Annotated in this window: 17 protein-coding genes; 8 read left to right on the forward strand and 9 right to left on the reverse strand. The window is 49.7% G+C overall.

Features of this window, described 5'->3' with window-relative positions; all coding sequences use genetic code 11:
• Nucleotides 1–49 precede the first annotated feature (49 nt).
• The 3 genes from BG55_RS13115 (at nt 50) to BG55_RS21455 (ending at nt 2969) form a co-directional block, all read left to right on the forward strand.
• Nucleotides 50–217 carry a YfgG family protein gene (locus tag BG55_RS13115; RefSeq protein ID WP_276551316.1) on the forward strand — a complete coding sequence of 56 codons (168 nt, stop codon included), beginning with the start codon at nt 50–52 and terminating at the stop codon, nt 215–217.
• A gap of 151 nt (nt 218–368) precedes the next feature.
• Nucleotides 369–1805 carry a magnesium transporter gene (gene mgtE / locus BG55_RS13120; RefSeq protein WP_034938331.1) on the forward strand — a complete coding sequence of 479 codons (1437 nt, stop codon included), beginning with the start codon at nt 369–371 and terminating at the stop codon, nt 1803–1805.
• A gap of 93 nt (nt 1806–1898) precedes the next feature.
• Nucleotides 1899–2969 (forward strand): hypothetical protein, encoded by a 1071-nt coding sequence (locus BG55_RS21455; RefSeq protein WP_152542770.1) that lies wholly within the window; start codon nt 1899–1901, stop codon nt 2967–2969.
• 320 nt (nt 2970–3289) lie between these two features.
• Here BG55_RS21455 and BG55_RS22860 read toward each other — a convergent pair whose 3' ends face one another.
• Entirely contained in the window at nt 3290–3463 is a 174-nt protein-coding gene (locus tag BG55_RS22860; RefSeq protein ID WP_160170856.1) for a hypothetical protein, read from the reverse strand.
• Nucleotides 3441–3614: a putative T6SS immunity periplasmic lipoprotein gene (locus BG55_RS23520; RefSeq protein ID WP_368859602.1), complete on the reverse strand. Its 174-nt coding sequence runs from the start codon at nt 3612–3614 to the stop codon at nt 3441–3443. The genes BG55_RS22860 and BG55_RS23520 overlap by 23 nt, the downstream gene beginning before the upstream one ends.
• Before the next feature lie 246 nt (nt 3615–3860).
• Here BG55_RS23520 and BG55_RS13130 point away from each other — a divergent pair, with 246 nt between their 5' ends.
• Nucleotides 3861–4820 (forward strand): zinc-dependent alcohol dehydrogenase family protein, encoded by a 960-nt coding sequence (locus BG55_RS13130; RefSeq protein ID WP_034938332.1) that lies wholly within the window; start codon nt 3861–3863, stop codon nt 4818–4820.
• 241 nt (nt 4821–5061) lie between these two features.
• Here the strand turns inward: BG55_RS13130 and BG55_RS13135 are convergent, their stop codons facing one another.
• Together BG55_RS13135 and BG55_RS21460 are read right to left on the reverse strand one after the other, a co-directional pair.
• Nucleotides 5062–6312 carry a type II toxin-antitoxin system HipA family toxin gene (locus BG55_RS13135; protein ID WP_160170857.1) on the reverse strand — a complete coding sequence of 417 codons (1251 nt, stop codon included), beginning with the start codon at nt 6310–6312 and terminating at the stop codon, nt 5062–5064.
• A 37-nt stretch (nt 6313–6349) separates the two neighbouring features.
• A complete protein-coding gene (locus tag BG55_RS21460) occupies nt 6350–6901 on the reverse strand; it encodes a helix-turn-helix domain-containing protein (protein WP_152542772.1) in 552 nt (183 codons plus the stop codon).
• A gap of 329 nt (nt 6902–7230) precedes the next feature.
• Here BG55_RS21460 and BG55_RS13145 point away from each other — a divergent pair, with 329 nt between their 5' ends.
• A complete protein-coding gene (locus BG55_RS13145; RefSeq protein ID WP_034938334.1) occupies nt 7231–8403 on the forward strand; it encodes a hypothetical protein in 1173 nt (390 codons plus the stop codon).
• Between the two features lie 202 nt (nt 8404–8605).
• Here the strand turns inward: BG55_RS13145 and guaA are convergent, their stop codons facing one another.
• Nucleotides 8606–10186, reverse strand: coding sequence for a glutamine-hydrolyzing GMP synthase (gene guaA / locus BG55_RS13150; RefSeq protein ID WP_034938335.1), 1581 nt, complete (start codon nt 10184–10186; stop codon nt 8606–8608).
• 78 nt (nt 10187–10264) lie between these two features.
• Complete coding sequence (gene guaB / locus BG55_RS13155) at nt 10265–11731, reverse strand: IMP dehydrogenase (protein ID WP_034938337.1); 1467 nt, start codon at nt 11729–11731, stop codon at nt 10265–10267.
• 169 nt (nt 11732–11900) lie between these two features.
• Between guaB and xseA the strand changes: the two genes are divergently transcribed.
• Nucleotides 11901–13268 carry an exodeoxyribonuclease VII large subunit gene (gene xseA, locus BG55_RS13160; RefSeq protein WP_034938339.1) on the forward strand — a complete coding sequence of 456 codons (1368 nt, stop codon included), beginning with the start codon at nt 11901–11903 and terminating at the stop codon, nt 13266–13268.
• Nucleotides 13269–13409: 141 nt separating this feature from the next.
• Here the strand turns inward: xseA and BG55_RS13165 are convergent, their stop codons facing one another.
• Nucleotides 13410–13820, reverse strand: a complete 411-nt coding sequence (locus tag BG55_RS13165) for a hypothetical protein (RefSeq protein ID WP_034938341.1) — start codon at nt 13818–13820, stop codon at nt 13410–13412.
• A 616-nt stretch (nt 13821–14436) separates the two neighbouring features.
• On the opposite strand from BG55_RS13165, the gene BG55_RS13170 reads away from it, so the two are divergent.
• Together BG55_RS13170 and BG55_RS13175 are read left to right on the forward strand one after the other, a co-directional pair.
• Nucleotides 14437–15450, forward strand: coding sequence for a M4 family metallopeptidase (locus tag BG55_RS13170; RefSeq protein ID WP_034938342.1), 1014 nt, complete (start codon nt 14437–14439; stop codon nt 15448–15450).
• Nucleotides 15447–15782 (forward strand): protealysin inhibitor emfourin, encoded by a 336-nt coding sequence (locus BG55_RS13175; RefSeq protein WP_034938344.1) that lies wholly within the window; start codon nt 15447–15449, stop codon nt 15780–15782. The genes BG55_RS13170 and BG55_RS13175 overlap by 4 nt, the downstream gene beginning before the upstream one ends.
• Nucleotides 15783–16029: 247 nt before the next feature.
• Here the strand turns inward: BG55_RS13175 and BG55_RS13180 are convergent, their stop codons facing one another.
• Together BG55_RS13180 and BG55_RS21915 are read right to left on the reverse strand one after the other, a co-directional pair.
• Nucleotides 16030–18462 carry a glucose/quinate/shikimate family membrane-bound PQQ-dependent dehydrogenase gene (locus BG55_RS13180; protein ID WP_034938345.1) on the reverse strand — a complete coding sequence of 811 codons (2433 nt, stop codon included), beginning with the start codon at nt 18460–18462 and terminating at the stop codon, nt 16030–16032.
• 380 nt (nt 18463–18842) lie between these two features.
• Nucleotides 18843–19055, reverse strand: coding sequence for a zinc ribbon domain-containing protein (locus BG55_RS21915; protein WP_071995018.1), 213 nt, complete (start codon nt 19053–19055; stop codon nt 18843–18845).
• Between the last annotated feature and the right edge of the window lie 14 nt (nt 19056–19069).

Raw genomic sequence — 19069 nt, forward strand, 5'->3', positions numbered from 1 at the left:
GCACTCTCGCCTTCAGGCTAATTTCGGGATTAACTGCGTGAACCACGCTATGCCATTCAAAAAACGCAAAACAACCAGCCGGATGACCCGCATTATATTACTGGTAAGCTTTATCATCTTACTGGGGCGACTGATTTATGTTGTGCCCGGTGCTATCGCTCACCATCAACAGAAAAAGCAGGATGTTGCCGCCCCCGTTACCGCCAGCAAAGAGTGAGGTTGACGGTCAGCATGTCTCACCTGGTTGTCCGTATCAGCACAACCTTTTTTGTTTCACCTGATTTAAATCATACTTAAAACCTGCTCCGCCAGCTGGTGGGACAGCCTCTAACTCCAGCGGCAGCCTTCGCAGGCACAAGGGAATTTTTATGTCTGTCATTCACTCACACGCCCAGCAACTCTCTGAAATCCGTGCCCGTATTCTTAATCTGTTGCTTAACGACAGTGACCTCGTTGATACCCTGCTACAACGGACTCCTGAAAAGAGTGAAACCGACAGCAAAGCACACGAGCAACACATTAAGGAGATAAAAAGCTATATCACCCTGCTTCATGCGGCTGACCTCGCAGACCTGCTGGAGGCACTGCCCGGGGATGAGCGCCTGGCATTGTGGCAGCTTATCGGGACCCGGCGGCGTGGTATGGTGCTGGTTGAAGCCTCAGAAAGTGTCTGGGAAAGTCTGACCGAAGAGATGAGCGACCGCGACCTGCTGCGGGCGATTGAACCCCTGGATATCGACGATCAGGTTTACCTTGCCAGATATTTGTCACGTGACTTAACCGGTCGGCTGCTGACATCGCTTGAGCCTGCGCAGCGCTCACGCGTACTTGAAGTGATGGACATTGACCGCGATCGGGTGGGTCGCATCATGGACTTCAAGCTGGTGACCATGCCTGCTGATGTCTCACTGGCGACCGTCCAACGCTACCTGCGGCGAAAAAAATCAATTCCTGACGGCACCGATAAGCTGTTTATTACCGATGAAAACAATATGTTGCTGGGCGAACTGTCACTGACTGATATTCTGCTTAACCAGCCAGAAATGTTGGTTGCAGAAGCAATGAATGATATGCCGGTGACATTCCGGATCGATGATAAAGCTGAAAACGCGGCGGGCGCGTTTGAGCGCTACAATCTGATTTCTGCTGCGGTAATCGATGCCAAAGGCAAACTGATGGGCCGGGTTACCGTGGAAGACGTCATCGACCTGGTCAACGAAGAGAATGACAGCAACATCCGTAAGATGGGCGGGGTGAATCCCGACGAAGATGTGTTTGCGCCGGTACAAAAAGCCGTAAAAACCCGCTGGACATGGCTGGCCATTAACCTGTGTACCGCATTTGTCGCATCCAGGGTGATAGGTTTGTTTGAAGATACAATCTCTCAACTGGTGGCGCTGGCAACATTGATGCCCATCGTTGCCGGTATTGGCGGCAATACCGGTAATCAGACCATTACCATGATTGTACGGGCGCTGGCACTGCATCAGGTTGAGCCCGGCAATTTTACCTTTCTGATTGCCCGCGAGCTGGGCGTGGCGTTGATCAACGGTCTGTTCTGGGGAGGGATTATGGGGGGCGTCACCTGGGCAATGTATGGCAATCCGTCACTGGGCGGTGTGATGATGCTGGCAATGATGCTGAACCTGCTGTTGGCTGCGTTGATGGGGGTGCTGATCCCGCTGATTATGATCAAACTTAAACGCGACCCGGCGGTCGGTTCCAGCGTGCTGATTACCGCACTGACCGACACGGGGGGCTTCTTTATTTTCCTTGGCCTGGCCACTCTTTTTCTGCTGCATTAAGAGAACCGCGCCATTTAACGGGGCAACCGCATTTCTGTGCCATGTTGACTCGCTGTCAGCAAGGTCATTGTGCTTATCTTTGAAGGTATTAACATGCGCGAAAACTTCAGCCAGGATACGATTGCAAAACTCGCAGCACGAGCTGGCTATGTCTGTTCCTTTCCGGGTTGTCATATTCCGACGTCCGGCCCTTCACTGGAGTCTGCCACTCAGACAGCCAATACCGGGAATGCGGCACATATTTGTGCCGCATCGCAGGGAAAAGGCGCGCGCAGACGTCTGGATATTTCAAAATTCGATAAAAGTCTGCTGTCAGACTACAGCAACGGCATCTGGATGTGCGAAACCCATGCCAAAACCATCGATACCGACGAGGTGCGTTTTACGGTGGAGATGCTGAATCGCTGGCGCGAACTGGCAGAACTTCGTGCCCACTTACAGCAGACAATCAAAAGCCCGCTCTGTGATTTTCTCCACAAGGGAAATGAGGTTCCACTGGCACAGGTTAATCGCTCTTTTATGCAAAACGACCTCGCTGCCATAAATGAAATCTGCGACGCGGTCGAGTTCAGTTATATTTATGACGTCTGGGGTAAAGACGTTGGCATTGCCATCAGGGACATCGCCGGTGAATTACTGATTAATGCCTTCAGGCATGGCGGCGCAACTGAATTCAAAATTGATATTAATTCCGATCGGGTATTGATCACGAGCGATGACAGGCCGTTCAGTTTTGAACAGTTACTCACCGATCCTCAATGTCATGGAGGACAGCAGGCTGCCGCATCGCTAATGAAGCGAGGTGACCGTCTGGTGACTGCATATCGCCGGGAAAATAACAGTAATATTCTGGAAATCACCTTTATTACCTCGCAGGAACAGATCATTAAGAGCAACAGTTGTGCTATCAGCTTCACCGACTTCTTTTCAGATCTGTCGCGTCGTAGTGAGCTACCCGATGTCTATATCAGTTGCGAAACCATCTATATTGTTGTGCCTTCGGGTTTTCATATTATTCCCAGCACAGGGCTTGAAATGGGCAGGCATTTAAAGGAGCTGGCGCAAACCGGTAAGAAAATGGTGTTAATTTGCTCCAGAACCTCAGAGGATGTTATCTCAAAGCTGGAGTCTTTCGTTCCGGGCCTTGAGGTCAGGCAGATTTGAAGCGCCGTAGCCAGAGCGATACAGCCCCTTCAGTAATCTGTGTATGAGAACAAGGTGACCCGTTTACCGGTCACCTCTCAGCTGTACAGGTGGAGTGCGGTAACTATCCATTGATGACTAAACAGCGGTGATAAAAGCAGGCTGACGTAGTTTCAGCTTTTGTTTTCGAGCTGGAGTAATGATCGCAGCGTTTATATTCTGAGACAGCCACTTTCTGCCACGAAGGCAGAAGAATTTATCTTATCAACAGATAAACTCGCTGAGAGACCGGTTAATATCCACCACCTTTAACGTCTCTTTATCCCGCCATAAATAAAATGTCACGCTATCGCTATTTCCGCTTCTGGCAATTTCACCTTCTCGTATTGAATTAACGGAAGCAACATACTCCTTACCATCCATAATTCAAAACCAAAAACAGAAATACATTTATCTGAATATATTTCAACAGCATTTTTCGCTATAAATTCCTTATCTAAAAAAAGGCTTGCCATTACCGATTTTCTTAATGGTTAATGACGATGTTTTTTCTCGTTCAGAATCAGGTAATTTGACACATAGCTGGTTATCAACGGTTGTGATATCAGCCCGATGAATTTGTGACCGTGGATCATTTATGTGACAGGATGTGATAAGTAAAACCAAAAAAATGCGCTTATGATTTTCATCTTATCGCCCTCTTATAAAATTGATGGGATAATGTTTTTCTGTAAAAAAATAACGTATCTCCACCCTGATAACCGGCCTGATGGCCGATTTATTTTCTCAATCCATTTACACCATAAGTCTTTAACAAAAATAATCAGCAATGCTCGTCAATAATTAAACTTGAATACTCACCACAGACCTCATTTAATAACCGTTTTATCCACCCTGTGTAAGGCTCCTGAAATGCGTAACGATGCCATCTGCTACAACGAGTTTGGTGTGCCAGAAAAAATCCTGAAACTGGAGAACAGAGACTTCAAACCCTACAGGCAGGGTGTGTTGCGAGTGAAAATGCTCTTTTCACCGGTTAATGCTTCCGATCTTATTCCGGTGACGGGCGCTTATCATCACCGGATCACACTTCCCATGGTTGCAGGTTATGAAGGGGTCGGTTATGTCACGGCAGCACCGGACTCCCACAGGTATCTTACAGGGCAGCGAGTACTACCGCTGCGTGGAGAAGGGACATGGCAAACACTGGTCGACTGCCCTGCTGAATACGCAATTCCTGTACCCGAAGAGATCAGTAACGAACTGGCAGCGCGGGCATATATCAACCCCGTTGCCGCATTAATGATGCTACGTCTGCATCCTCCTGCTGACAGACATATACTCCTGACCGCTGCCGCCTCAGATTGCGCACTCCTGCTCGGACAATGGGCGCTTCGCCTCGGCGCAAAAAAGGTAACAGGGATTCATCGGTCACCGCTTCACGCGAAAAGATTAAGTGAATGCGGCATTATCCCTGTTTCACAACACGACAGTGCAGCGGTGCAAAAAGCTATTGCAGCTTCCGATCTGGTTTTTGATGCCGTAGGTGGAGAACTTGCTGAAATTATCTTGCAACAACTTGTCTCGTCCGCAACGTTCGTTTGCTACGGATTGTTATCCGGCAAAACTTTCCGCCAGCGAGATCGTTTCCCGACTGTTCACTGGTTCCACATTCGAAATCAGCTGAATAATGTTGATGTGACTCAATGGCATGCCATGTTCAGGGATATATGGAAACTTATGAAATCAAGCTACTACAGTGAAGTGGTAAAATTTCCCTTCGACCACTGGGAAAGCGCAATAAATTATTACCGCCATTCAGGGCGTCAGGCTAAACCGCTTTTACAATGGGGACATATCCCGAATATCTGAGTCGACTTTCGCTTTCCGGACGTCATCGTTCTTCAGTTTTTTTAACCGCTCTGAATTCGCTGCATTTGAGGACAATAATCACCTCGGTGGAAAGGCCCGGTCCGCTAACCGGGCAAGGAAAAGCCCACACACAGGTGGGCTCAGCTATCATTTGAAATCGGTCAAACTTATACCATACCGCGAAAGCTATTTTTTATGGTGCTGACAACCGAGGTGATATAAGTATGCGGAAATTTGATCATCAAAGACCCAAAGCTTCCTTCACCTGCGGGCTTTCAAAGGCTGGTGCAAGCATCTTAATGTCTTTTGCCGTCATTCCCAACGCCGAAGCAAGAGGACGCCATCTATCTCTAATAATTTCCGCCATGACCTTAAGAGCCTCGCAAGCTTCATCGGTGTCGATATTGAAAAGCTGCGCCGCATCCAACACCTCCAAAATATTGAGTTCATTCCCGTGGATATCACTTATCGCGGTCTTTAGGGTGCCACCAGGTGACGGGTCGGGATTAATATCATAGGCGGGGGATAGAGCCCAGCGATTAGCTGTTCGGATGAAGCCGTGATTACGCAGATGATCGTCTGTATTCTGGATCAGCACAGAATAAGCCATTCGTGTCCAGAGCTCGACCAAATCATCACCAGCACCATTTATCATCATCTGCTCAGCTATAGAGACATAGTTTGATGGCTCGGTTCCCGCTAAGCCCATAAAAGTCTGTGCGGTAATAAAATGGATACGACGAGGGTTTTTAGCATCTTCATAAGACCGATCAAAACGCTTAATCAAGGCCACAGGAAATTGGCCAGCTACGACAAGTAGTCTGGCTTCAGAAACCGTCATTCCTATTTCCCCCGCGAGACGAAGAGTAAGAACTTCGGCACGCGCCATATCATATTCATCACCCTGCTTAGGCAACTTCGCTATCCAGATAGTCTGGTCCTCATCACGCACATTTACTTTTGGTCTCGCGCCGCCTAATGAGCCTGCCGCATCAAGCAATATTTGTCCGGCAAGCAATTTTGCCCGGTTTTCTCGATAATGAGTAGGATCTGCTTCTAAGGCGCGAACCTCATGAATCATAGTCTCGAGTTCAATGAGTCTTGGTATAGAATAGGCCTTTTCCCCGGTCCGGGGCTGGGCCAGAGGAAGCGCGTCCCATGCATCGCTCTCATAAAAACGAAGTGCTCCCGAACGCAGGAAATCATCGACCCCAATCAGGTACTCAAAATCATTCATTGCACGACCACCATTCGCTACACGCATAATAGCGCGCCCCCAGGAATCAGGCGTGCTATCGGCGATCGGCATCACAAGGGGAGATGAATTTCCTTGCAGGCTGGCCGACGCGACTATCTGGCTGCGCAGCATGAAGGGAGAGAGATCATAGCCCTCCGGATTATCGATCCAATTCGGCGCATAGGTGAAAACGGAGTTCTGTCGCACCCCGTCGACGTTAAAATCCAACTGCCCTACCAGACCTTGACCATCCATCCAAACGTAAAGTCTTTGCCTCATATCAATTCTCTAATTATGAGCCGGAAGAGTCTCGTGTAGCTTTTAAGCGAGAAAGCAATGATGAACTACGTCCTGAAGGGCTGACTACCAACGTCCCCTGATTGCCCAGCGCTTTTGCTTCAACACCAGATTTTGTCGATTTGTTAACGGTCGCTGTACCTGCCGCTCGTTGCATCTTCCCGGCCCCGGACCGGATCGTGACATTCGCACTAGTATCTTTACGGGGCGGCTTTGCGCCTTGCATAACATTTTCACGTAGCATAGAGAGACCAATGTCATCATTGCGCATGTCGATCAAATTACTCAAGAGGTCAAGTTTCCCAAGAATGGTGAGCACCATTGCGAGAGTGTTGAGTGAGATACCGGCACCATTGCCCCTCTCAAGTCGGTGTAAAGTAGAACGAGAGATTCCTGCGGATTTTGCAAACGTATCAGCAGGAATGCCTCTTACTCTACGTGCAAATTCGATGTCTTTGCCCAATTTGACCAAAGCTGTTTCGGTTGAAGGGCGTATAACCGAGCCTTTTGTCCGACGAAGCTTACTCATGTTTTTTTCTTCGGGCATTGCAACCTCATTCAGTAACGTCTCATCTGTGATACAAATAACTATAACATCGAAGGAGTAAACCTTGCAAAATAAGGCTAACCTTCTCTTCATTCGTCTCACTTGTGAGTCTGTGGCTATCATGCCGCCGTACCAAACTGAAAACACTCCTGAATATGTGGGGTCAAATTCTATTCGAGAGAAACTCATTGTGAGTAACTGTTATATCAACTCCGTAGGGGTATACTATCTTATTGAATCGATGAGGTTTATACGTATCTGTGATGCAGCAACAAACTGCTCCAGTTACTATTCCACTTTTAGCGATAAAGTTTGAGGACTAAACCTTAGTGAGAATTCATTACTTCGTCCCATTCAAACGCAAAATCATCATTGACGATCATTGGGAAATCCCAATGCAAGGCGGGAAGCTCCGCATCATTGAAGAGAGTGGTTACGCCAAAGCTATTGAACTTACTTTCGAAAAGCAGCCTCTGGAATATGCACCGAGCTTTCAGAAACGAGCCACTTATGAGGCTATGACAACGATAACCGGGCACGATGAACTTATAGCATTCGTGAAACGTCAACTCGATAACACAGCCACATTTCTCGAATGTTTTCATGATATTGAACTCATGACAGAGGAAATTGAGGCCAAATATGAAGGAGAAACCCCGGAAGAAGAAACGCGACTATCCATAAAGAGTATATCAATGGGCAGACATGATTCTGCATTGCCTCTCAGTTTCGATATGTTTACGCGGGCGCTTATGGCTGCTGAGAAATATGATGGTCCGAGATTTGAAGTTGCCTTTGTAAAAAGCGCTCGCAAAATGCTTAAAAATCAGGAATTCATAAATTCCTTCCGCTACTCATTCCTGTTGATCGAGTCACTGTATGGGAATGGTCAATTTAAAACACCAAGCTTGCAAGCTGCGCTAAAATCAAACCAAGAATTTCGTAATATTGTTGAGCTTGCCATCAAAGATCTGATTCCAGCAAAGAATGATCGGAATTCAGATTCGGCAAAGCTCATTTCGACGAAACCAAATGCAGATGACATTATTAATCATCTAGTCGAAAAGCGAGGTTTCTATTTTCACGGAAACATTAAACGGAAGGACGCCTGGAACCCCGATGAACAAGACTCGGCAGAATCCCTGGCGCTTCTCGCAATAGGTATTATCACAAAAATTACTATGAAGGCGGCGGAGCCAATATTCGTTGCAGAACTAGGGAAACGCCACTTTGAAGACGCAATACAGGCAGGAGCCAAAATCGTGTTTGAAATAAAATTCAGATTCCGTGAACCCGAAGAAAATTTCGACAGGCAACATCAAGTCAACATAACTATGCCAGGAACCAAAGTGACCCCTCGTACAGCTTTCGCTGTCGCTCAGCATTTTCTACATGTATTCCAGCATAATCAGCCTGTATCGGCTTTATGTGAAGCTGAATGCAAAATACAGGAAACCGGGGAAAAGGTATTTAACCTCACATTTCATTCCAAAGAAGAGTGAACTGAAAAGTCTGCGCTAAAAATATAACCACGGAAGCTATAAATAACATTATATCAAAAAAATATACAAATTATTATTCAGAATAATGACATCAGTTTTTTCCGCATCGCATGCATTCAACCTGCCAAAAAATGCCATTAATGATGAATTAACCATTAATGGCATGATTTTATCAAAAGAAAATCAGGTTGTTATAAAAAACCTACTCCCACTCAATGGTCGCTGGCGGCTTACCGCTGATGTCATACACCACGCGGGAAATGCCGTCGATCTCATTGATAATACGGTTAGAGACGCGGCCCAAAAACTCATAGGGCAGATGCGCCCAGTGCGCAGTCATAAAGTCGATGGTTTCCACCGCGCGCAATGACACCACCCAGTCGTATTTGCGTCCATCGCCCATCACCCCGACCGAACGCACCGGAAGGAAAACGGTGAATGCCTGGCTGACTTTGTCATACAGCTCCGCTTTGCGCAGCTCTTCGATGAAAATGGCATCGGCACGACGCAGCAGATCGCAATACTCTTTTTTCACCTCACCCAGCACGCGTACACCCAGCCCCGGCCCCGGGAACGGGTGGCGGAACAACATGTCGTAAGGCAGCCCCAGCTCCAGACCAATCTTACGCACCTCATCTTTGAACAGCTCTTTCAGCGGCTCAACCAGGCCCAGCTTCATCTCTTTTGGCAGACCGCCAACATTGTGATGCGATTTGATTACGTGTGCTTTACCGGTGGCAGAGGCCGCAGACTCAATCACATCCGGATAGATTGTTCCCTGTGCCAGCCAGGAAACGTCCGTCAGCCGGGTGGCCTGCTCATCAAAGACCTCGACAAATACCCGCCCGATGGTTTTGCGCTTGGCTTCCGGTTCGTCAATACCGGCCAGCGCATCAAGGAAACGCGCCTCGGCAGGAACGTGAACAATGTTCAGACCAAAATGATCGCCAAACATATCCATTACCTGCTCGGCTTCGTTCAGGCGCAGCAGACCGTTATCGACAAAGACACAGGTCAGGCGATCGCCAATCGCACGGTGCAGAAGCATTGCCGTCACCGAAGAGTCCACCCCGCCTGACAGGCCGAGGATCACCTTATCGTTGCCCACCTGCTCACGCAGACGCTCCACCGCATCTTCGATAATTTTTGCCGGTGTCCACAGGGCTTCGCACTGGCAGATATCGCGCACAAAGCGTTCCAGCAAACGCAGCCCCTGACGGGTATGAGTCACTTCCGGATGGAACTGGACGCCATACAGACGCTTTTCTTCGTTGGCCATAATGGCAAACGGACAGGTTTCGGTGCTGGCCACGGTAACGAATCCCGCCGGGATCCCCGTGACTTTATCGCCGTGGCTCATCCACACATCCAGCAGCGGCTTGCCTGCGGCGCTGAGAGAGTCTTCGATATCGCGGGTCAGCGCACTTTCGACGCCAACTTCAACCTGCGCGTAGCCAAACTCACGCTCGCTGGAGCCAGAAACTTTACCGCCCAGTTGCAGTGCCATGGTCTGCATTCCGTAGCACACACCCAACACCGGAATACCGGCATTGAATACGTATTCTGGCGCACGCGGGCTGTTAAGTTCAGTGGTACTTTCCGGGCCACCAGAGAGAATAATGCCATTCGGGTTGAACTGGCGGATCTGCTCTTCCGTGACGTCCCACGCCCACAGCTCACAGTAAACGCCCAGCTCACGCACACGGCGAGCAACCAGTTGCGTATACTGCGAACCGAAATCGAGGATCAGTATGCGGTGTTTATGAATGTTTTCCGTCGTCATTGGGTATTCCAGAGCAATAACATATTGAGGGTTCAGGATTAAAACGCCCGGCAGTGCCGGGCATATAAGCAGGGGTTATCAGGAACCCATACGGTAGTTCGGCGACTCTTTGGTGATGGTCACGTCATGGACGTGGCTTTCCGAAATACCGGCACCGCTGATACGGACAAATTCCGCTTTGGTGCGCAGGTCGTCGATAGTACCACAGCCGGTCAGGCCCATACAGGAACGCAGGCCCCCCATCTGCTGGTGAACAATCTCTTTCAGACGCCCTTTATAGGCCACTCGCCCTTCGATCCCTTCCGGAACCAGCTTGTCGGCGGCATTATCAGTCTGGAAATAGCGGTCAGAGGAGCCTTTTGACATCGCGCCCAGCGAGCCCATACCGCGATAAGATTTGAAGGAACGTCCCTGATAAAGCTCGATCTCACCCGGCGACTCCTCCGTACCCGCCAGCATGGAACCCACCATCACCGCAGATGCGCCCGCCGCAATCGCTTTGGCAATATCACCGGAGAAACGAATACCGCCATCAGCGATAACCGGAATGCCGGTGCCTTTCAGTGCGCTGACAGCATCAGCCACCGCAGTGATTTGTGGCACACCCACGCCCGTTACAATACGGGTGGTACAGATAGAACCCGGGCCAATACCGACTTTCACCGCGCTCACTCCGGCTTCGACCAGTGCCAGCGCACCAGCCGCCGTTGCCACGTTACCGCCCACAATTTGCAAATCGGGGTATTTGGCACGCGTTTCACGAATACGTTGCAATACCCCTTCGGAATGTCCATGAGAGGAGTCGATCAGCAACACATCCACGCCTGCCGCCACCAGCGCATCGACACGCTCTTCGTTACCGGCTCCGGCGCCCACCGCCGCACCGACGCGCAGACGGCCATGCTCATCTTTACAGGCGTTTGGCTTACGCTCGGCTTTCTGGAAATCTTTCACGGTGATCATGCCCAGCAGATGAAAGCTTTCATCTACCACCAGCGCTTTTTCAACGCGCTTTTCATGCATTTTCTGCAACACGACTTCGCGCGCTTCACCTTCACGCACGGTGACCAGTCGCTCTTTTGGCGTCATCACGGCGGAAACAGGCTGGTTCATATCGGTAACGAAACGCACGTCACGACCGGTGATGATGCCCACCAGCTCATTGTCGCCGTTGACCACCGGGTAACCGGCAAAACCGTTCTGCTCAGTAAGGCGCTGAACTTCGCTCAGGGTCGTGGTGGGCAGCACGGTTTGCGGGTCGGTCACCACGCCGCTTTCATGTTTTTTCACCTTGCGAACTTCTTCCGCCTGGCGTTCAACCGACATATTTTTATGAATAAAACCCAGGCCGCCTTCCTGCGCCAGAGCAATAGCCAGACCGGCTTCGGTCACGGTGTCCATTGCAGCGGAGAGCATGGGGATATTCAGACGGATGGTTTTGGTAAGCTGGGTGCTGAGGTCGGCGGTGTTGGGCAGAACGGTCGAATGAGCAGGAACGAGCAAAACGTCGTCAAATGTCAGGGCTTCTTTAGCGATTCTTAGCATGGCAATATCTCAACCTCAGGGTGAATGAGAACATATAAAATATTGCCGCGGCATTATACAGGCCGTAACCGATTGCCTCCAGCTTTATTTCTGAAAACTCTTGATCCCTGTCACCAGCCATGTAGTATCGGTCAATTAACCCTATGATTTAAAATTTGATCTTAATCACATGTCGCTACCGTCTTCAGCAAATATTTTTACCGTCAGCCGTCTCAATACCACGGTGCGTAAACTGCTGGAGATGGAGATGGGGCAAATCTGGTTAAGCGCTGAAATTTCGAATTTTTCCCAACCCTCTTCCGGTCACTGGTATTTCACCCTGAAGGATGATGCTGCTCAGGTGCGCTGTGCTATGTTTCGCAACAGCAACCGCCGGGTGACCTTCCGTCCACAAAATGGTCAGCAGGTGCTGGTACGCGCGACCATCACTCTGTATGAACCACGTGGCGACTATCAGCTGATCGCTGAAAGTATGCAGCCTGCGGGTGAAGGGCTGTTGCAACAGCAGTTTGAGCAACTTAAGCAGAAACTGCTGGCTGAAGGTTTGTTTGACCAGAGATACAAACAACCCCTGCCCGATCCCGCCCGTCAGGTTGGCGTTATTACCTCGGCCACCGGAGCTGCCTTACGTGACATACTGCACGTATTGCATCGCCGCGATCCGTCACTGCCGGTAGTGATTTACCCTACCCCGGTTCAGGGTGTGGATGCGCCGGATGCGCTGGTCCGTGCGATTGAACTGGCTAACCTGCGTGGGGAATGTGATGTACTGATTGTCGGGCGCGGCGGCGGTTCGCTGGAAGACTTATGGAGCTTTAATGTCGAACGGGTGGCGCGGGCGATTTTTGCCAGTCGTATCCCCATCGTCAGCGCCGTAGGTCACGAGACAGATGTCACCATCAGTGATTTCGTCGCCGACTTGCGTGCGCCCACCCCTTCAGCGGCAGCGGAGCTGGTCAGTCGCAATCAGACGGAATTGCTGCGTCAGTTGCAATCGCTGCAAACCCGGCTGGAAATGGCGACAGATTACTATCTTGCTGAACAGCGTCGTAAATTTGCCCTTCTGCATCATCGTTTGCAGCAGCAGCATCCTCAGCTGCAACTGGCCCGCCAGCAAACGACGCTAATGAAGCTGCAAGGTCGTCTTGCCGAAGCGATACAGCGCAAACTGCGTCAGGCGGATCGTCAACTGGAACGTCCCGCGCAGCGCCTGGGAAGCTTCCAGCCTCAGAGTAAAATTCATCAGGCTCAGCAACACATGCAGCAGCTATATTATCGGCTGCAACAGACTTTACAGCAGCGTTTACATGCCGATAAACAGCGTTTTTCCACGCTGGCCGGTCAGCTGGAGGGCGTCAGTCCACTGGCCACGCTGGCTCGTGGCTTCAGCGTGACCACCGCGACTGACGGACAGGTGATTAAAAAAACCCGGCAGATAAAACCAGGCGAGATTCTGAAAACCAGGCTGGATGATGGCTGGGTGGAAAGCGAGGTCACCTCGGTGAAACCGTTGAGAAAATCACGTAGCACCAGATAAATATCACGATAAACCTGTAAAAAATCATCAGCAGTCGTTAAGGCTGGAGTTTTTATATTCTCTCCTGAGATCCCCGCCCGCAGAGGGCGAGGATTTGCATCGCAATCAGGTTATTTAAGCATCTCTGAACATTCTTTAAATTTAAAGACCTGTTTTTTCGAGCGCAGGGTTTTTATTGTTTATCTCAAATCCCGATTTCTTCAAATTTTCCTTACTACTATTCGCACTGTAATTTAAATTTACTTTTTCAATTTGAGAAAAATCCGGCGCGGTGTTTTTTGAGTTAACTTTTTTTTCATTTAACTCATGAATTTCATTGTTCAAAACTACAACCTTTTTTTCAAGCGTTCTTATATTAACCAACAGCATACTATTTTGCATTCTCAGTCTGTGGTTTTTTACTACCATTTCTTCGTTTGAATTGCAGACTTCACATACATTGGCAGTTACAGGCTGTTGGTCTACGACAACATATTTTTTTTCAACCTCCGCTGGAAAAACATCCCTGTTCTGGATAACTTTGCCACAGCACCAGAAACATTCACCAATCATAATAACTCCATTTTTAACATCACGTTGAAATAAGTATAATATTACCGCATATTCTCAGAATATTTTGCAAAGCTGATATTTACAAAATTTAATTCTCAACTGAGAATTTTATACTTAATACTCCACCTGGTTCTTCATATCTATCAGGAAACGTTTTTGCGATATATTTACCCTCAGAATTTTCCATCCTGGATTTATAATTAGTGGAAAGACTTTACCCCTGATCAATTCCTGCTAAAAAGCACGAATAAAACTCAGTTTAAAACCGCATACGCATCGCTTTCCTGCGCAATATACAGCGAAACCTGATGGCTGAAGATCCAAAAAAACGTCATTCGCCTGGCTTCTGGTGGCTGTTCTATGATTTAAAAATATGATTCTGAAGGGTATTTAACTCTGACCTCCCCTTTTACGTTATTAAATCTCTCAGTCATAACCGACAATAGTCACCTGTATTATGATGCAAATTAATATCCACTCTTGCTCGGCAAATTCTGATAATCCCTGAACACGGGCACAGGTCACTGATTAAAGTTTAAACACAAAAACTCTGATCAAAAATGGCCTCAATTTCCTATACTCAAACCACATCCTCTGAGAATCAGGGAGTTCTGGTATGAAGCATAGTGTTATTCCCCCCTACATCCTGCGCAAAATTATCGATAATGGCTCGGGTCAACAGCAAAGCTGCGCACGCAATACCCTGACCCATGTTCAGACTTTGATGGCCGAAAACTGGGTAAAACCGGGCGGCGTCAGTACGCCACAAGCCGGTCAGGTTCAGCGTGAAATTTACGACGCCGGACATACTCAGACGCTACCTGGCAAGCTGGTGCGTAGCGAAGGTCAACCCGATAACGATGATGTCGCCAGCCGCGAAGCCTGGGATTATTTGGGCGTAACTTATGATTTCTTCTGGCGTGCATGGCAACGTAATTCTCTGGATAACAAAGGCCTGACGCTGAAAGGGACCGTTCATTACGGCAAGGATTATCAGAATGCATTCTGGAATGGTCAGCAGATGGTGTTTGGTGACGGTGACGGGGAGATTTTTAACCGCTTCACCATCGCGCTGGACGTTGTGGGTCACGAACTGGGGCACGGCGTTACCGAAACCGAAGCCGGATTGATCTATTTCGGTCAGGCTGGCGCACTGAATGAATCGCTCTCTGATGTATTTGGTTCGCTGGTGAAACAGTTCCATCTTCAACAAACTGCCGACCAGGCCGACTGGATAATCGGTGAAGGGTTGCTGGCAAAAGGAATTAATGGCAAGGGACTGCGTTCGATGTCTCAACCCGGTACGGCTTATGACGATCCCCTGTTAGGTAAAGATCCGCAACCGGCAGATATGCAAGGCTACGTTCAAACCCGCGATGACAACGGTGGCGTCCACCTGAACTCAGGTATCGCTAACCGGGCATTTTATCTGGCGGCAAAAGCTCTGGGCGGCTATGCCTGGGAGCAGGCGGGCTATGCCTGGTATGATACCGTTTGTGATAAAACGCTGCCCCAGGATGCCGACTTTAAAACCTTTGCCCAGTTCACGGTTAAACATGGGCAGACACGCTTCAACGCCTCTGTCGGACAGGCCATTGAGGATGGTTGGAAGCAGGTTGGCGTATTATGAGCAACGCCCTTCCGGAACTGAGTGACGACGCGGTGATTGACGTAGCGCGTGAAGGCGGTTTCGCTTATATCCCCAAGCTGGCTGCGGCAAAACGTATCACTCTGGCTCAGCTCAGTGCCTCCGAGCGTGAACATGTCTGCAACGTGTTACGCCAGTCTCTGCCATTAGGAGAGCCGCAAGGTGAGCAGGGTTGTGCCGGAAGCGGCGACAGGCGTTACTATCGCGTGGCTATCAGCTACGCCACGCAGCAACAGTCCGGTAGCATCGTGATTGTCATTCCGGAAGAGCTCGCCCCGGCTGAACTGGTAGAGCTGTGGCAGAACGGTCAATAAAAACGTTGTGATATCAATAAAAAAGGCCCCCTGATGCGCTGCGCTGGCAGAGTCTGATTTTCAACTTTTCCAGTACAGCCCATCAGGGGGCCTTTCATCACTTCCTGAAAATATTCTTTCCTTTCAGAGCTGACTGAGTTTCCCTCTTGGGTTACGGCCAGTCAGCAATCTGTTTTCAGAGGCATCAGCCTGTTGTTTACGCATAGCCACCTTCTGCGAAGATGGCTATGCCATTACCACGTCGTGCTTATTTATCCAGCGCAAAGGCGATAACGTAGTCACCCCTGTCCGGTGACTGACGGGCACCGCCTGCGGAGATCAGAATATACTGCTTACCGTTTTGCGGTGAAACATAGCTGATTGGGCCACCCTGGCTGCCCACTGGCAGACGCGCTTTCCATACCTCTTTGCCCGTGGCGCTGTCGAAAGCACGCAGATAATAGTCCTGGGTTCCGGCAATGAAGACCAGTCCACCCTGCGTCGCCAGCGATCCGCCCAGAGAAGGCATCCCGATCGGCATTTTGGCATGCATTTTAATACCAAAAGGTCCGGTATCCTGCACCGTGCCCAAAGGCACCTGCCAGACAATTTTCTGCGTTTTCAAATCAATCGCAGACAGGGTGCCAAACGGTGGCTTCTGGCAGGGAATGCCCAGTGGCGACATAAAGCGGTTTTTGTTCACCGCATATGGCGTACCCTTCATCGGAACCACACCCATACCGGTATTAACCGCTTCGCCTCCATTGCTGACCGCGCCGTTTTTCGCCGGTGCCGCAGGCACCATCTGCTGCCACAGCCCAAGACGCATATCATTAACGAACAGGTAGTTGTGCTCTGGATCCGTCGACATGCTGCCCCAGTTCATGCCGCCCAGAGAGCCGGGATAGCTGAGTGATTTATCGGTGCCCGGAGCAGTGTACAGGCCGTTGTAGCGCATTGACTTGAAGCTGATGCGACAGGCCAGCTGATCAAACGGCGTGGCCCCCCACATATCCGACTCTTTCAGCGTCTCATTACCAATCTGCGGCATGCCAACCGAACGCGGCTGAGTTTTGGAATATTGCTCATTGGGAATATTAGCCAGCGGAACCGGCTGCTCTTCCACTTTGGTCAGCGGCTGCCCGGTCTGACGATCCAGCACATAGATCTGACCGGATTTTGTGCCAATCACCACCGCCGGTTTGCTGCTGCCATCTTTCAGCGGGAAATTAACCAGGCTTGGCTGCATCGGCAGGTCAAAATCCCACAGATCGTTATGCACGGTCTGCCAGACCCATTTTTCTTTGCCGGTAGTGGCATCAACGGCCAACACTGACGCGCCATATTTATGATCAAGACGGGTACGATTGACGCCCCAGAGATCAACCGATGAGCTCCCCATAGGGATAAACACGGTATTCATATTGGCATCATAAGACATCGGTGCCCATGAGTTAGGCGTGCTGCGCGTGTAATGCTCACCCGGCATCAGTTGCGCATTAGGATCGTCTTTACCCGGATCAAACGCCCAGCGCATTTTGCCGGTGATGACATCAAAGCCACGCATCACGCCGCCAGGCATATCTGTGCTGACGTTGTCCGCTACCCGGCCTCCCACCACCACGGTGCTGCCCGCAAGCGTGGGTGCTGAAGTCAGCACATAGCTCGGATCTTTAGCATCACCCATGCCTTCGCGCAGATTGACGGTGCCGTTGTTACCGAAATCGGCACACAGCTTGCCGCTGTCGGCATCAATAGCCATCAGGCGTGCGTCAATGGTGTTCATCAGAATACGACGCTGGCAGGCCGCATCAGCAGCGAGGCTGATCGGGGCCGGAGGAACGGAACCCGGCGCACCAGGTTGGGTCAGCGGCTTAGTGGCATCAAAATATGCCAGCCCACGGCAACGCATCCAGACCGATGACTTGGCATTGATCTCTGCTTTCCAGATCTGTTTACCCGTATCAGCAGCGACGGCAATAACATTGTTATGCGGAGTACAGAGGAAAACGGTGTTGCCCACCTGCAACGGCGTTTGCTGATCTTCCGCGCCATTACCATCGGGGCTGAGAGGGATATCACCCGTGTGATAGGTCCAGGCGACTTTCAGGTCTTTAACATTGTCGCGGGTAATCTGGTCCAGCGCGACAAAACGGCTGCCGCCAGGCATGTTGCCGTAATTATCCCAGTTTTTTTGCTGCTGATCTTTTGCCACCGGCACCAGAGGCAATGTCTGACCATCCTGCACCGTCGGATGGGGCTGAAACATCTGTACAAGGGTGGCCACCATACCAACCAGTACCACCGCAGCCACAGCATAAGCGGGCACGGCAGCAGAGGTTTTACCTTCATGTCTGCGCAGGGCGGGCAGTGTGATCATCGCCAGCAGCAGGAATCCGGCCAGCGTCATCAGGCGGGAAACCAGCGGCCAGAAATCAAAGCCGGCATCCTGCACCGCCCAGATAGCCGAGCCAATAAATACCAGTAAGAAGATGGAAACGGCAGATGATTTACGGCGGAAAAACTGTATAGCGGAAATAACCGTAAAGATGCCTGCAATAACAAAATACGCGCTGCCGCCCAGTGAAATCAGTTTGCCGCCACCGATTACAAAGAACAGGCCGGTTGCCAGAAATAACAGGCCCAGCACAACGCACCATAAGCCCAGCCATTTCGACGACCGTGCATTCATTTGGGACATGGCAAAAATACTCCTTAAGAAGAATAAGGCTCAATTGATTGTTTAAATAACGGCAAAAATTGTACCATGCGGTTCATAATCCAATAAACATAAAATTAACAAACCGTAAACTTCTCGCCATTTTTAGCTAAATCAGGCAAGAGGTATTGCACCGTCAATAAACAGTTCAGTCAGATAAATATCCATTTTTACTGAAGATTAGATGCCCTTTTTAGCAGACATCTGATCTTACGCCATTAAATTATAGATAGTTTCTTAAAGGGCGAAGATACTGGATGGCAGAATAATAAAAATGAAATTAATCAGTCGATAATTATCGTCGGAGAGGGGAAATCAGACGAATGGCTTAACCACTCATCGTCATCCGTCGTCAGTGAAAATTATTGTTGCGCGATATAGCGCACCCGTTTTTTTGATATCAGGCCGTGTCCATGCGTACAAAAGAAATCTACGGCACCACAGGCTTTTAAAACCTGCAATGGCCGGGCGCATTCAGGACAGATGGGTTGTAATTCAATACTGTGCTGACAGCACAGACATCGCCCCTCTTGCAGATTAAGGGGCTGCTGACAAAACGGACATATCATACTCATGATGAACTCCTGTC

This window comes from Erwinia mallotivora, from assembly GCF_000590885.1.
Classification (GTDB): Bacteria; Pseudomonadota; Gammaproteobacteria; order Enterobacterales; family Enterobacteriaceae; genus Erwinia; species Erwinia mallotivora.